This is a genomic window from Thermoclostridium caenicola (assembly GCF_900142095.1).
GTDB lineage: Bacteria > Bacillota > Clostridia > DSM-8532 > DSM-8532 > Thermoclostridium_A > Thermoclostridium_A caenicola.
On the sequence record NZ_FQZP01000004.1, the window covers coordinates 41,702 to 56,443 of the forward strand.

The 14,742-nt window shown below is 55.1% G+C and carries 14 protein-coding genes; 7 read left to right on the plus strand and 7 right to left on the minus strand.

Annotated features, from left to right (window positions below):
• Positions 1-234: 234 nt before the first annotated feature.
• The gene (locus F3H12_RS02140; RefSeq protein WP_149677706.1) at positions 235-564 is read right to left on the minus strand and encodes a hypothetical protein; all 330 of its coding nucleotides are present in this window, start codon (positions 562-564) and stop codon (positions 235-237) included.
• A gap of 70 nt (positions 565-634) precedes the next feature.
• Here F3H12_RS02140 and F3H12_RS02145 point away from each other — a divergent pair, with 70 nt between their 5' ends.
• On the plus strand, positions 635-1,396 hold the full coding sequence (locus tag F3H12_RS02145; protein WP_149677707.1) for an alpha/beta hydrolase family protein: 762 nt from the start codon (positions 635-637) through the stop codon (positions 1,394-1,396).
• Positions 1,397-1,574: 178 nt separating this feature from the next.
• Here F3H12_RS02145 and F3H12_RS02150 read toward each other — a convergent pair whose 3' ends face one another.
• Complete coding sequence (locus F3H12_RS02150) at positions 1,575-2,624, minus strand: hypothetical protein (protein WP_149677708.1); 1,050 nt, start codon at positions 2,622-2,624, stop codon at positions 1,575-1,577.
• Between the two features lie 162 nt (positions 2,625-2,786).
• Here F3H12_RS02150 and F3H12_RS02155 point away from each other — a divergent pair, with 162 nt between their 5' ends.
• Together F3H12_RS02155 and F3H12_RS02160 are read left to right on the plus strand one after the other, a co-directional pair.
• Positions 2,787-3,353: a uracil-DNA glycosylase gene (locus F3H12_RS02155; protein ID WP_149677709.1), complete on the plus strand. Its 567-nt coding sequence runs from the start codon at positions 2,787-2,789 to the stop codon at positions 3,351-3,353.
• Between the two features lie 77 nt (positions 3,354-3,430).
• Positions 3,431-4,576, plus strand: coding sequence for an aminotransferase class V-fold PLP-dependent enzyme (locus tag F3H12_RS02160; protein ID WP_149677710.1), 1,146 nt, complete (start codon positions 3,431-3,433; stop codon positions 4,574-4,576).
• 125 nt (positions 4,577-4,701) lie between these two features.
• Here the strand turns inward: F3H12_RS02160 and F3H12_RS02165 are convergent, their stop codons facing one another.
• The gene (locus tag F3H12_RS02165) at positions 4,702-5,493 is read right to left on the minus strand and encodes a metallophosphoesterase (protein ID WP_149677711.1); all 792 of its coding nucleotides are present in this window, start codon (positions 5,491-5,493) and stop codon (positions 4,702-4,704) included.
• A 171-nt stretch (positions 5,494-5,664) separates the two neighbouring features.
• Here F3H12_RS02165 and F3H12_RS02170 point away from each other — a divergent pair, with 171 nt between their 5' ends.
• The 3 genes from F3H12_RS02170 (at position 5,665) to F3H12_RS02180 (ending at position 9,784) form a co-directional block, all read left to right on the plus strand.
• On the plus strand, positions 5,665-6,843 hold the full coding sequence (locus F3H12_RS02170) for a phosphopentomutase (protein WP_149677712.1): 1,179 nt from the start codon (positions 5,665-5,667) through the stop codon (positions 6,841-6,843).
• Positions 6,844-6,875: 32 nt separating this feature from the next.
• Positions 6,876-8,177 (plus strand): pyrimidine-nucleoside phosphorylase, encoded by a 1,302-nt coding sequence (locus F3H12_RS02175; RefSeq protein ID WP_149677769.1) that lies wholly within the window; start codon positions 6,876-6,878, stop codon positions 8,175-8,177.
• Positions 8,178-8,251: 74 nt separating this feature from the next.
• The gene (locus tag F3H12_RS02180; RefSeq protein WP_149677713.1) at positions 8,252-9,784 is read left to right on the plus strand and encodes a D-alanyl-D-alanine carboxypeptidase family protein; all 1,533 of its coding nucleotides are present in this window, start codon (positions 8,252-8,254) and stop codon (positions 9,782-9,784) included.
• A 116-nt stretch (positions 9,785-9,900) separates the two neighbouring features.
• On the opposite strand, the gene F3H12_RS02185 is transcribed toward F3H12_RS02180, so the two are convergent.
• The 4 genes from F3H12_RS02185 to F3H12_RS02200 all read right to left on the minus strand — a co-directional run bounded on the left by F3H12_RS02185 (position 9,901) and on the right by F3H12_RS02200 (position 13,252).
• Entirely contained in the window at positions 9,901-10,992 is a 1,092-nt protein-coding gene (locus F3H12_RS02185; protein ID WP_149677714.1) for an N-acetylmuramoyl-L-alanine amidase family protein, read from the minus strand.
• Complete coding sequence (locus F3H12_RS02190; RefSeq protein WP_243133162.1) at positions 10,989-11,795, minus strand: GNAT family N-acetyltransferase; 807 nt, start codon at positions 11,793-11,795, stop codon at positions 10,989-10,991. The genes F3H12_RS02185 and F3H12_RS02190 overlap by 4 nt, the downstream gene beginning before the upstream one ends.
• A gap of 81 nt (positions 11,796-11,876) precedes the next feature.
• On the minus strand, positions 11,877-12,398 hold the full coding sequence (locus F3H12_RS02195) for a hypothetical protein (RefSeq protein ID WP_149677715.1): 522 nt from the start codon (positions 12,396-12,398) through the stop codon (positions 11,877-11,879).
• A gap of 2 nt (positions 12,399-12,400) precedes the next feature.
• On the minus strand, positions 12,401-13,252 hold the full coding sequence (locus F3H12_RS02200) for an SDR family oxidoreductase (RefSeq protein WP_207706784.1): 852 nt from the start codon (positions 13,250-13,252) through the stop codon (positions 12,401-12,403).
• A gap of 272 nt (positions 13,253-13,524) precedes the next feature.
• On the opposite strand from F3H12_RS02200, the gene F3H12_RS02205 reads away from it, so the two are divergent.
• Positions 13,525-14,697 (plus strand): aminotransferase class I/II-fold pyridoxal phosphate-dependent enzyme, encoded by a 1,173-nt coding sequence (locus tag F3H12_RS02205; protein WP_149677716.1) that lies wholly within the window; start codon positions 13,525-13,527, stop codon positions 14,695-14,697.
• The last annotated feature ends 45 nt before the right edge of the window (positions 14,698-14,742 follow it).

The following is a 14,742-nucleotide window of genomic DNA, read 5'->3' on the forward strand; positions in this document are numbered from 1 at the left end:
TGCCGAGCACCCTGATTTTCAGCTTATGACAATGGTGATCCGTGCTCAAAACAAAGGGTATCCCTTTGTTTTTGAGCAATTTTGCACTTGCCTAATCCGTCATGTATGTATTTGCTTTATTTTGCATCATTAACGACAAAGTGAGCACGGCGAGGAAACTCAGCCGTGCTCAAAACAATTGAAAGAATACTGCGCTCTTCAAGCAGGTAATAAAGATGGCTCCGTATTGCTGTCTTACTTGAAATACTTCTCCACGACTTCATTGTAAATTTCATTCAGGAAATGAAGGGGTTCACCATCATAATAACGATCCATATTGGGTTGTCCTACTGAAGCTATTTTCCCTTTTGCGTTAATATTGTTCTCAGGTATGTCAAATACTCCTTGGTAGTCGCCAACCGCATAATAGGCTCCCAGATCTTTTTGATACCTCAGGAATAAGAGGTATTCCTCACCTTTAACGGCCGGCTTAACCAAAGTAGAGCAGACCAGTTGCTTCTGCCCATCCGGGTATGTCCATATATAATACCCTTCAGCTAAAACCAGCTTGTCGCCTATGTTCACATCACCCTTATATACCTGTGTAACTTCAATTTCCCGTTTCGTATAACCAAACGATGAATGGGCTCAATTTTTGGTTTCTGCCAACGGCAACCCCGGGCATTATGCCGCTTACCATATGAAATATCCGTTCCTGGTTCCCGTCTTTCCCCGTTTTCTGACCAACTGGTGGCAGTCCTACACCCACGCGCTGGACAAGGGGGCCATGATGCTTGAAGGGGATGCAAAAAGGCTTGACCTGCAATTGATCGCCATGATCAAGGATGCGCAGGAGTTGCTGGCCGGAATGGGCTATAAACTTGAAAGCAAGGTCTTCATGACCGGATTCTCCGCATCGGGTCAGTTTGTCAACCGTTTTGCAACCCTGCATCCTGAAATGGTCAAAGCCATTGCTGTCGGCAACTTCACCATGTATCCGACGGCAAAGCTCAACGGTGTAACGCTCAATTATCCCTGGGGCATTGCGGATATCAGGAATTATACCGGCAAGGAGTTCAACAAGGCCGAATATGATAAAATAGCCAAATTCTGCTACATTGGGGATGAGGATCAGAACGACAAGCCCTACAATGTGGACTACGGGATCAGCGAGGAAGAAACCAGGGCTGTCAATGACCTGTTCGGATACGACTACGGGGTCCCCAAGTGGGAACGGAAGTGGAATTTTGTCAGGCAGCTCGGTTATGACAAGTCCATCCAGTTCAACGTGTACAAGGGCGTGGGACATGGGTATGCGGACAATATATTCAAGGATATTCTGACTTTCTTCCAGGCCAATAATGGCGATAGAATTGTGAAGATCAAGGCGCATACCACAGCATTCGGAGATGAATAAAGGGCCGAACAGGCAAGGGGATGGCTTAAGGGCCCGTATAGAAAGAATCTGCCCGGATAGCCGTAAGCGGTGAGACACAGCGGCAATCAATAAGCCTGAACAGCATGCCGGTTTTAACCGACGGGCATGTGTTCAGGCTTCTTCTGTTGTGCTTCAGGAATGATCGAAGATATCCTGCCTAAATGGCCAGGTCTACATGCTGGATGGTGCCTGCGGAGCCGTCCTCCCGGAGGAATATGCCCGTCCGGGAGATCTGGCCAAGGGTGTTGTTGCCCGTATCCTTCAGAGAGAAGGGCGAGGTGATATGGCCCAGATAAATGGCACCCACACCGGCCTGACCCAGCGTGATGAGCTGTTTGCTTCCGTTTTCATCCACGGTCCAGATGCGCAGCTTCTCATAGATGGGGTCATTCTCATCGATCCAGCCGTTGCCGTCCAGATCAAGTTCGGCCAGCTCTTCAAAACTGTTTCCCGTTCTTGGACCGAAAAGCTCGCTACCGTCATCGACAAGGCCGTTTTCATTCCTGTCCCAAACAAGGAACCCGCTGCCCTCGGCCGTAAAGGCAATGTTCTCCGGGCTGCCGTCCATATCGATGTCAAAGGCGTAGTTGCGATCGCCAAGCTGAGCCGAGCTGTTGCGGAAATTGATCACCAGGGGATCAAGCAGGGCGTCCCCGGCCCGGATGCGCACCTGTGTGGTACTGAAAAAATCGCGGCTGACCGTAAAGCTCAGGCTGAAACTGATGACCCGGCCGTCTGCGGTGGTCACTGAACCTGAGGAGGCAAAAGACATCCTTTCATGCTCGGCCTCCTGCCTTTGCCAGGTATAGTCCAGCCCCCAGCCCAACGGTTGGGGCGATGCGGGTACAGCCGCCTGGCCTTGCAGCTGCTTGAGCTTCTTCAACTGCTCATCTGTAAGTAACCTGGGAACGATAAGTTTAATCCGTTTGCCGGTCAGGACATAGATGAAGTCCTCGATGAGCCTGATCTTTTCCTTCTCGATATCGGGTAGTTCCAGGGCATTCTCTTCAGTGCTTTCGGGTTGACAGGCGGCCGCATTGGCCAACAAGGCCCTGCCCCTGTCCGAGATATCCACGCGGATGTTTTCTTCAGTAGGAACCGGGGATTGGCGGCGGTTATCCCAAATCCTTAAACTTTCAGTCTCGGAAACCCTCCGGCTGTAAGTGCTTTGGGATGCCATTTGGACATTGGCGTCTGTGATTTTCATGGTACATGCCTCCCTGCATAAGAAAATCATCCGTGATGGGTTATACAGATCCTATCGGCACGGCCGCTCTCAGGCATTAGGCATGGCCTGATCTGCTTCAAAAAGACGGGTTTCACATTGGAGCCGGCTTCATGTAAAATGGATAAAGGATGAGGTGATGGTATGGATGCCTGGGAGAATTTTGTGGCAGCGTGCCTGCAATGCAGAAAATGCCCCCTGTGCGAAACCCGGAAGAATGTGGTGATCGGCAGGGGAACCAATCTGAAGGCGCCCCTTATGTTCATCGGGGAAGGTCCCGGCGAACAGGAGGATATTGAGGGAAGCGCCTTTGTAGGGCGCGCGGGAAAGCTGCTGGATCTGGCCCTGGAGGCCCTGATGTTCAGGCCCGACCAGTATTACATAGCCAATATTGTCAAATGCAGACCGCCCGGCAACCGCATCCCGACGGAGGACGAAGCCCAGGCCTGCCTGCCCTGGCTGCGTTTCCAGGTGAAATACATCAGGCCGTCCATCATCGTATGCCTCGGTTCCACCGCCGCAAAATACATCATCGACAGGAATTTCAGGATCACGCAGGAGAGGGGAATCTGGATCGAAAAGCCAGGATTTTTCTCCATCCTTCCAACCTATCATCCATCGGCCGTTCTCCGGGATCCGGGAAAGAAGATGGATTTCTTCATGGACTTAAGGCAGGTCCGGTCCCGCATGCAGGACAACGGTATCTGGTAAGCCTTCCGACGCAGACAATCAACCCTTCTGATGCTGCGGCATATGCTAGGATATGGACAATTGAGGGGTGGTCCTCCGTGGTATATCTGGACAATGCCGCAACAACCTGGCCTAAGCCGGAATCGGTCTATAGCGCCGTCTACCGGTTCATGCAAAGCAGCTGTGCCAATCCCGGGCGCTCAGCCCATAAAATGGCGCGCGTGTCTTCAAGCACCGTCATGAAAACCCGCGAAGCCCTGGCTGCCCTGTTCAATATCCAGAACCCGCTGGATATCGCCTTCACAGGCAACGCCACTCAGGCGCTCAATATGGCGATTCAGGGGGTCCTGCGGGAAGGGGACCATGTGGTTACCACAGCCATGGAGCATAACTCGGTGCTCAGGCCCCTCTGCCACCTCAAGCGGAGCGGCCTCATCGATTATACCGTCGTCATGCCCTATGACAGCTGCGGGCATATCAGCCCGAGCGCCATTGCGGATGCCATCCGATCCAATACCAGGCTGATCGTCATGTCCTCGGCCTCCAACGTGACCGGCACCATCCTGCCTTATGAAGAGGTGGGGCGGTTCGCCAGTGAAAAAGGCATCCTGTTCCTGGTTGACGCGGCCCAGGGTGCGGGTGTTCTGGATTTTGACGTTCAGGCCATGCATATCTCGCTTTTGGCGTTCCCCGGCCATAAGGGGCTGATGGGACCGCAGGGGACGGGCGGCCTGTATGTGGCTCCCGGCGTGGAAATTCGCCCCATCCTCTTTGGCGGCACAGGAAGCCGATCCTTTGAAACCATACATCCCGATTTCATGCCCGATATGCTGGAGGCAGGCACGGTAAACGCCCCGGGAATCGCCGGCCTGGGCGCCGGACTCCAGTGGCTTTCAAAGGTCGGCCCGGAGAATATCCGAAAAAAGAAAAAGCTCCTGCTGGAAGCTTTCTTTGACGCCATCGGCCGGGTGCCCTCCGTCAGAATCTATTCCGAAAGGGACGCGGCCATGAACAGCGGGATCGTTTCCTTCATCATCGAAGGGATGGATTCCTCCGACATCGGCAAGCAGCTGGATACCAAATACGGAATAGCCGTCCGGTCAGGGTTCCACTGCGCGCCCCTGGCCCATGAAGCCCTTGGTACCATGAAGACCGGTCTGGTGCGCATCAGCCCGGGGTTTTTCAACACCGTCGAGGAAATGGAGTATGCTGCCAGGGCCATACGCGCCATCGCCAGGGGGTAACAGGCATAGCCGCTACGCTGATGAGGCCGTTCCGTTTCATGCGGAGCGGCCTCGTCGGACATCCTGTATGCCAGAATCTCTTTGCGGTACGGGTGCTTCGGTCGGCATATCCGCAGGCGGGGATTTCAGATGTCGATGAACGTGATCTCGGGCCTGGAACCCAGGCGGAACGGAATGAGCACGTTGCCCAGCCCTCTGCTGATATAAACCCTTATGTTGTTTATGGTGCAAAACCCTTTCCGGTGGCCCATCCGGCAGGTGGTTTCTTTTCTGAGAATGCGGTATTCCAGGTGGAAGGGCATCCATATCTGGCCGCCATGGAAATGGCCGCAAAGCATCAGATCGGTTTTTTCCTCCGATATGTAGAGAGCTGCCTCCGGGTTGTGGGATACTGTCAACCGGAAGTCTGCCGTTTCCCGGCAACTGAAGGCCGCGTCATAATCCCTTGAACCATGTCTGAAATCGTCCAGTCCCGATATGGCAACCGAGATGCCGTCCTTTTCAAAGACCGCGCACTGGTTGATCAGCACATGGACGCCCAGGTTCCTGAGATTGAACAGGAGGCGCTCCCTTGCCGTGGGGTCCTTGAAAAAGCATTTATAATCGTGGTTGCCCAGGATCAGATACACAGGGATGTCCAGTTCCAGGCTCTTCAGCCATTCCAGGAACCTGTCCAGGTGAGAAGGCTTGTCCATCAGGTCTCCGGCAATGATCAGCAGGTCAGGATGGGCGCTTCGGATAACGCTTTTCAAACGCTTCGGGGAGACCCGTAATAGGCGGATATGAATATCGGACAGCAGCGCAACGCGCAGCCCCAATCGGGAATCGTCAATTTTCAGGTATTCCGGTTTCAGCCGGCCCGCTTCGATGAACATCAGCAAAAAAAAGAGCAAAACAGCAAAAACATAAACCAGCATCGCATTCACCCTATGCTAACAAGCTTAACACAGTTAGGCCCGCCCAACAAGTTGGGTATATAATAAATGAGTAGCATATACAATATATGATATGTCGGATAACCGGGCGGCTGCGGTTCTATGCCGGCGCCCGATGTTTTGCTCCGTTTCGGAGATGAATTGGAGGTTAAGATGAAACGCGCGATTATTATTGTATTGGACAGTGTTGGCATAGGCGAACAGCCGGACGCCGGACTGTACGGGGATGAAGGAAGCAATACCCTGGGGCATATCTGCCTGCAGCTGAAAGACCAGCCCTGGTTCAGTCTGGCCAACATGGAACGGCTGGGACTGGGACATATTGACGGGGTGGATTACCTGGACAAAACCCGGGAACCCATAGGCGCCTTTGGCAGACTTCTGGAACTGTCCAAGGGCAAGGATACCACCACGGGGCATTGGGAGATTGCCGGCATCGTCATGGACAAGGCCTTTCCGGTGTACCCCAACGGGTTTCCGCCCGAGATCATTCAGGCCTTTGAAGAGGCCATCGGACGCAAGACGCTGGGCAATTACCCTGCATCGGGCACCCAAATCATTGATGAGCTGGGCGAAGAGCACATGAGGACCGGGTATCCCATCGTCTACACCTCGGCGGACAGCGTCTTCCAGATAGCGGCCCATGAAGAGGTCATCCCGTTGGAACTGCTCTACGAGATGTGTGAGAAAGCCAGGCGGATCCTGACAGGGGATCACGCGGTAGGCCGGGTTATCGCAAGGCCCTTCGTGGGAGAGCCGGGAACCTTCAGGCGTACCGCAAACCGCAAGGATTTCTCGCTGGATCCCATCCGGAAAACCGTTCTGGACTATGCGGCGGAAAAGGGTTACCAGGTTCGGGCCGTGGGCAAGATTGAGGACATCTTCAACGGCCGGGGCATCACCCATGCGGTCCACACCCACAGCAACATGGACGGCGTAGACCGTACCCTTGAATGGCTGAAGGAAGACTTTGAAGGGATCCTGTTTACGAACCTGGTGGACTTCGACATGCTGTACGGCCACCGGAACAATGTGGAAGGCTATGGCAGGGCCCTGGTGGAGTTTGACGCAAGGCTTCCTGAGATAATCAACGCCATGAAAGACGACGATATCCTGTTTATCACGGCAGACCACGGCTGCGATCCGGAAACCGAAAGTACCGACCACTCCAGGGAATACACGCCCGTTCTTGTGTACGGCAGGAAGGTCAGGGCAGGGGTCAACCTGGGTACCCGTAAAGGTTTTTCAAATATCGCGGCGACCATTGCCGATTACCTGGGCCTTTCCACGGACATTGCCGGAGAGAGCTTTCTGGGAGAGATCCTGAAATAATGGCAAGATAAAAGGAATCGAGGGTCGTTATGATGAGAATGGTGGATATCATTGCCAAAAAGCGGGATGGCGGAAAGCTTTCCAGGGAGGAAATCGAGTTCTTCATCAAGGGCTATACCGAAGGCAGCATCCCCGATTATCAGGCCTCGGCCCTGCTGATGGCCATCTGCCTGAAAGGCATGGACATGGAGGAGGCTACCCACCTCACCATGGCCATGGTAGCATCGGGCGATCAAATCGATCTTTCCGCCATCGAAGGGATCAAGGTGGACAAACACAGCACAGGCGGTGTGGGGGATAAAACGACGCTGGTCTTGGGCCCCATTGTGGCTGCCTGCGGCGTCAAGGTGGCCAAGATGAGCGGCCGCGGACTGGGCCATACGGGAGGCACCATAGACAAGCTGGAATCCATACCGGGTTTCAATACGCAGCTGACCCGAGAAGAGTTTATCCGGGCGGTGAAGGAGACCGGGATCGCGGTTGCCGGACAGACCGGAAATCTTGTGCCGGCCGATAAAAAGCTGTATGCCCTCCGGGATGTGACCGGCACCGTCAGGAGCCTTGCCCTCATATCCTCCAGCATCATGAGTAAGAAGCTGGCCGCCGGTTCGGATGTCATCGTGCTGGATGTGAAAACCGGAAGCGGCGCCTTCATGAAGACTGTTGAAGAAGCGCGGGAACTGGCGGAGGCCATGGTGAGCATTGGTACCCGGGCCGGAAAAAAGGTGGCGGCCGTCATCACCGACATGGATCGCCCCCTCGGCTATGCGGTTGGCAATGCCCTGGAGGTCAGGGAGGCCATTGACGTCCTGAAGGGCAAAGGCCCGGAAGATGTGCGGGAGGTTTGTCTGACGCTGGCTGCCAAGATGCTGGAACTGGCCGGGAAGGGGAGCTTCGGGCATTGCAGGGAACTGGCGGCCCAGGCCATCGCAAGTGGCGCGGCCCTTCGCAAACTGGAACAGATGATAAGGGCCCAGGGCGGGCTGGCGGATGTGGTCAGGGATCCTGCCCTTCTGCCCAAGGCGGCTCATGTGAAGGCATACCGGGCCAAACGCGGTGGTTATATCACCGGCATCCAGTCCGAACGCCTGGGAATCGCCGCCATGATGCTGGGAGCCGGACGGGCTACCAAGGAGAGCACCATCGATCCGGCCGCGGGGATCGTCCTCCTGAAAAAGCCCGGGGACAGCGTCAAGGAGGGAGATGCGCTCATGGAACTGCATGCCAATGACGAGACCCTCTTTGAATCCGCCCTTGCCGAGCTGGACATTGCGGTTGCCATCGGCGATAACGTGCCCGAGCCCGCCCCGCTCGTCATCGATTTTGTTCCGTAAGCCCAGCTTTCTTCGAATAACGCGAATAAGCCTGCATATAGTTTTTATGGAAAAGTCTATGGAGTGATGGTTCCATGAAAGCTAAATGCAGGTTTTTTGTTGCTCTGCTGTTGATATTCTGTATGCTGACCACTGTGACGGCGGCAGACAGCAACACTGCTGAAGCCACTGGGACGGAAATGGAAGAAACCTCGGCAGCCGATGTCAACCCGAATCCCAAGCCTCAATTCCAGGTCAATGCCAAATCAGCCATACTCATCGAGGCTCAGACGGGGCAAACGGTATTTGCCATGAATGAGCATGAAAAACTTCCCATTGCCAGCATTACCAAGATCATGACCATGCTTCTGGTGATGGAGGCAGTGGACAGCGGCAAACTGAGCCTGAAAGATATGGTGACCATCTCGGCCAATGCCTGCAGGATGGGCGGATCACAGGTCTACCTGGAGGAAGGCGAGGTATTTACGGTGGAGGAACTTTTAAAGGCTGTTGCAGTGCATTCGGCCAACGATGCCTCGGTGGCTCTTGCCGAAAAGGTATCGGGAAGCGAGGAAGCCTTTGTCCACCTGATGAACGAAAAAGCCAAGGAACTGAAGATGAACAATACCAATTTCCTGGACGCTACGGGCCTGACCGACGAAGGGCATTACAGCACCGCCTATGACGTGGCCATCATGTCCAGGGAGCTTTTGACAAAGCATCCGAAGATCATCAATTATACGACCATCTGGCACGACACCTTCCGGGACGGCAAGTTTGACCTGGACAACACCAACAAGCTGGTGAAACGCTACAGCGGTATCACCGGCCTGAAGACGGGCTTTACCAGCAAGGCCGGATTCTGCCTGGCAGCCTCGGCGGAAAGGGACGGCACCCAGTTCATCTCGGTGGTGCTGGGTTCCGAGAGCAACGAGATGCGGTTTTCGGAATCGGCAAAACTCCTGGACTTTGGCTTTGCCAACTGGGAAGCGGCTAAAATAGAGAAGAAGGGCCTGCCTGCCGGAAGCATCCCGGTCAAAAAAGGAGAGATCTCGCAGGTTCCGCTTGAATACGGAGACAACGCGGTGATCCTGGTGAAAAAGGGGAAGAAGTCCCAACTGGTTGAAAATGCCGTGATACCGGAGCATATCACCGCTCCCGTAACCCGCGGCCAGGTGGTGGGGGTTCTCAACGTGGAACTGGACGGGAACCGGATGGCATCCATCCCCATCGTGGCGGCCGGGGACTCAAGGCGCTGCAGCTTCGGCCTGATGATCAGCATGCTGGCAAAACGTTGGGCGGGCTTGTTCTGCTCCTGTCCGGAAGAGGCCATCATCCCTGAAAACGTCCAGCCGTCCGCCAATCCGCCGGCTCCCGAGAACACATCGCCTCCGGACAACACCTCTGCTCCCGGAAAGAAATCCATGACCGGGGATGAGGATGTTTTTGAGGAACACGGGACACCTGAAGACATCTCCTCTCTGGAAGATGACCACGGCTACGGTGAAGGCGTGGTGGGCCAGGATGGGTTTGAGGCCGGGGAGAGCTCCATATTCGAGGAGCCGGTTATAGAGGAAAGCCCGCTTTTGGAGGAAAGCTCCGGCCTGGCCGAGGATCCGCTGGAATAAAATGGCGGATGGATGGAAACCGAACCTGTTTTCACAAATCAGCAACCCGGGGATTCAACACCCATATCCCCGGGTTGTTTCGTTTTACCTGTATGGCCGGGCTGCCGGAAATGCGCCTATTGCCGGGAAGCCGAAAAGTAGTCGATAAGCCCCTGGACAATGCCCGATACCATCCTGTCCTGGTATTCGGGGCTGTTGAGCAGCCTGTCTTCTTCAGGGTTTGTCATGAATCCCATCTCGATGAGGATGACGGGTCTGGTGGTCCAGTTGAAGCCGGTCAGGTCATCCCGCCTGACGATGCCCCTGGGCTTTGCGCCGGTGGCCTGAACCACGGCGTCATGGATGTATTGAGCGGCGGATTTGCTTTTTGCAAGAAGCGTCTCGTCGCTGATATAGCGGCTTCCGGGATAGAGGACCGATACGCCGTGCACGTTGGGATTGTCGGAGCCGTCGGCATGGATGCGTATGACCAGGTCCGAACCGGCCTCGTTGCCTATCCGGGCCCGCTCGATGTTGCCCAGGTTTTCCTCGTTGCTTTCCCTGGTCATCACCACGATGCATCCCCGGGCTTCCAGGGCTGTCCTGAGCCTTGATGCAACCTCCATATTGAGCATGTACTCAGGGATTTTGGTGGATACTCCGGTGGTTCCGTAGGCGTAACCGGGCTTGGTCTCGTTGCTGCCGGGCGCGATTTTTTCATAGGGGATGGAAACGCCAGGTTTGCCGTGCCCGGGATCGATGCATATGATTTTGCCTTTCAATGCGCTCTCCGGGTCTGAAAACGGATCGGCCGCACCGGTATCCGGACGGCTTTCTTCGCCGGAAGCCTGCTCGGCGCCGTTCTCACCTGCGGGCTCTTTCTGCTGGTTGCCTCCTGCATTTTCCGGCCCGTCGGGCGGCAAAGGTTTCAAGACCTTGTCGGCCTTATCCGAATGGTTTTCACCGTCATCCCGGCCGGGTTCCGGGGTAGCGCTGCCGTCCGGCTGCCCCGTGGGTTCGTCACCATTGGGTTCCGGGGAAACCGATTCATCCCATTTGCCTTCATGGGCCGGCGTCAGGACAGGGGACGGACCGGGAGCCTGGCTTTCGGCGGTTTCTTCAGGGGAGGTGCCTGAGCCCGTGCCGGTTCCCCGGAAACCGCAGGCGCTTAACAGCAATACAATGGCGCAGATACACAGGATCAGTTTTTTTATGGTATTTAACCTCATGGCGCTGCTCCTTCTGAAGGTTCCATCCGGATACCCCAGGTGTCATAAGGGCCTTTCAGGCGGTAGCCCAGTTTTTCGGCCAGTTTGACCGATGCCATGTTGGCTGCGTCCCAATGCGGGAAAAGGCCCCTTTTAAGGCATTCCAGGATGAGGGCTGCGGCGCAGGCTGCCGCAAGGCCCTTGCGCTGATGGTCCTCCCGGGTGTCGATCTGGATCTCGATACCGTCGTCGTACAGGGCATAGGAGGAGGCACCTGCCACCACCTGGCCGTTATGGATGACACAGAAGCCTAAGCCTCTCTTTGCGTAATCTTCGGACGATGCAAACTGGGAACAGAGATCCCTGGACCAGGCATGCTTGATGATCTCCCCATACCATCGCGCATCAATGGGCTCAATGGCATACCCTTCGGGAAGGGAGGCCATAAGGCCTGCCAGTTTCTCCCTGTCAAAACCGTCCGCTTCATGGTGAAAGGCATAGCGCTGGAATCTGTAGCAGCGCCCCTTGAAAAGGTTTTCTATCAGGTGGTCCCATTCCGGTGTTTCGGGGACAAGATACATCTCCCCGGACCGGTACCGGGAAGGCACAACCAGAACCAGTTCCCGGGCCGCCGGATTGATGGGACGGCCGGCCAGGAAGGCGATATCGCCCACCATGATTTTACCGCAGGTGGGATTTTGGGCGTCATCCGCCCAGGCATGTCCCATGTGCCCCTGCAGGCAGGCCTGGATCATGGCATGCTCCATTTTGGAGAATACCGGCGCCAGTACGGCACGTTTATCCCTGTGCATCTCGATGATCATTTCTGAGCTGCCTCCTTGCAGGCGGCCGCCTGTTTTGCTGGGACCGGCAGTTATCCCTGGCGCCCGTCCGGATACGGGGCGTCACTCGTAAAACCGCTCCAGGTCGGCCGCGATATCCTGGTTCTGCCTTGTCAGTATTTCAATGAATTCTACCACGCGCGCATCTTCCACCAAAACTTCAAAGGCCGAGTAAAGCGCATCGATGAAGACCGGGGAGATGACATGCCGGTCCGCCCGATACAGGAGCGGGCATACCGCAGCAGCCCGCAGGTCGGGCGCAAAGGCAAGGCACCCCTGCCCGTCAATTTGGGGAATAACGGGAAATATCCGGCAGGACAGGGGACGTTTTTTCCTGTCACAGCTGCCCCTACAGACCAGAAGCTTAACGGGGGTTCCGTCGGACAAACGGATGTGGCTGTCCCTGATGCTGAAATCCTTTTCAACCGCCTGGTACATGGCCTCTTCGCCCGGGAAGAGAAGCATCCCGTCCTGGTCGGAACCCTTGCAGCAGGCACGGTCGCAAAGCGTCCCGCAGTCAGTCCTGAGGGGCGTGATGCTCTCAAGATGTTTCCATGCTTTCTTATAGATAAACATTGTTTTCATGGCTATGCGTAAAGCATGCCCACCAGCTTCTCAACCAGCCGGGAAGGCAAAATTCTCTTCAACAGGAGTATGGCTTTATATCCAAAACCCACGGCGCTCCGGATGGGCGGATTCTTTCGGAGGATCATGCGGTGGATGACCCTGGCTACGGCTTCGGGCGATGCGCCGTTCTGCTCGTCATGCTCCATCCTGGCCAGGGACTTTCTGAACCGGCTGCTGTAGGGGGAATCCTCTCCGGCGGCCTCAGCAATGATACGGCTGGAAGTAAACCCGGTCCGGGTATCCCCCGGTTCCACCAGGCAAGCCTTGATCCCGAAGGGGGCCACCTCATGCCGGAGGGCTTCCACCAGGGCTTCCAGTGCAAATTTGCTGGCGCTGTACATGGACTGGTAGGGAATGGAGATGATACCGGCCACCGAGCTGACGACGATGATCCTTCCGTTTCCCTGCTTCCGCATGACGGGCAATACCAGCCTTATCATGCGCAGGGCGCCGAAGAAATTGGTGTCAAACTGTTTTTCCGCCTCTTCCATGGCAGTGTCCTCGATGGATCCCGCGATGCCCATGCCGGCGTTGCAGATGAGGACATCAATCCGCCCTTCCTTTTCCAGTACCGCCTTAACGGCGCTTTCGGCCGATTCATCCGAGGTGACGTCAAGCGGTATCATGGCGATGAAACCGCCCGAGGCGTCTGTCTGCTCGGGCTGACCGCCATTGACGCCGGAGACCTTCCTGGATGTGCCGTAAACGCGGAAACCTCTTTTCATAAGCCATTGGGCTGTGGCTTTGCCAATTCCGGAGGAAGCGCCTGTCAAAAGGATTACCTGGTTGCTGCTTTCCCGCATAATTCCCATTCCTTTCTTCCTGCCATAGGGCTTTTTCTGTTGATTATCCGTTGAAGAATATTATACAATAACACGTGCCATCTGTCCCGAAGGGGAATTGGCCCGGCAATATCCATAACCTTAGCCGGTGCTTTCACAAGGCGCTGTATTTCTTGCAAGGTGTCGGCTTGAAAAATCTAGTGGATATTTTACGGTTTTATGATACAATGGGATTGGCATATCTATCTGGTAATAGTACTTGGTCATATATTGCACAGAATCATCGACAAGGAGATGTTACGATGGACTTGTTTCAAAAATGCTTTGACTACACGGCGGTAAAGGAAGCCAAAGCTGCCGGCATCTATCCTTACTTCCATGCCCTGGAGACCGGTCAGGATACCGAAGTGGTCATGGAAGGGCGTCGGACCATCATGATTGGCTCCAATAACTACCTGGGACTCACATCGGATCCCAGGGTGATTGAGGCGGCAAGGAAGGCGCTTGAAAAATACGGATCGGGTTGTTCGGGCTCAAGGTTCCTTAATGGCACGCTGGATTTGCATCTGGAATTGGAAAATCAACTTGCCGAGTTTCTGCATAAAGAAGCCTGCATGACGTTCAGCACGGGCTTCCAGACCAACCTGGGAATCATTTCAGCCATTGCCGGGCGCAATGACTATATCATCTGCGATAAGGAAAACCATGCCAGCATTTATGATGCCTGCCGCCTCAGCTATGCCACCATGGTCCGCTACAAGCATAACGACATGGCCGATCTGGAGCGGGTGCTCAGTGAGGTTCCGGACAACAAGGGCAAGCTCATCGTAACCGACGGCGTATTCAGTATGGGCGGCGAGATCTGCAATCTGCCCAGGATCGTTGAGCTGGCCAAGAAATACGGCGCACGGGTCATGGTGGATGACGCCCATGCCCTGGGAGTTCTGGGCGAGAAGGGAAGAGGTACGGCCGAGTATTTCGGTCTGGAGGACGAAGTGGATATCATCATGGGTACCTTCAGTAAATCCCTGGCCAGCCTGGGCGGCTATATGGCTGCCTCTGAAGAAGTTGTTACATATGTTAAGCATACCTCGAGGCCCTTCATTTTCAGCGCGTCCATTCCGCCGGCCAACGCAGCTGCCGCGCTTTGCGCCCTGAACATATTGAAGGAAGAGCCCGAAAGGGTGAAGAAGCTCCATGAGATTTCCGATTACATGAGAAAGCTGCTGCGGGAAAACAACATCCCGCTGAAGGAAACGGAGACGCCCATCATCCCCATTATGACCTATGAGGATATCCGGACATTCGTCATATGCAGGGAACTTCTGAAAGAGGGCGTTTACGTCAACCCGGTCATTTCACCTGCCGTGCCGCAGGGTCAGAGCATGATCCGGACCAGCTACACGGCAACCCATACCAAGGAACAGATGGAAGAGGCTGCCGAGAAATTCGTCAAGGTCTTTTCAAACTTCTAAGCCGGCTGTTCAGCCATCGGATATCCATGTCAATAAATAAGGGCT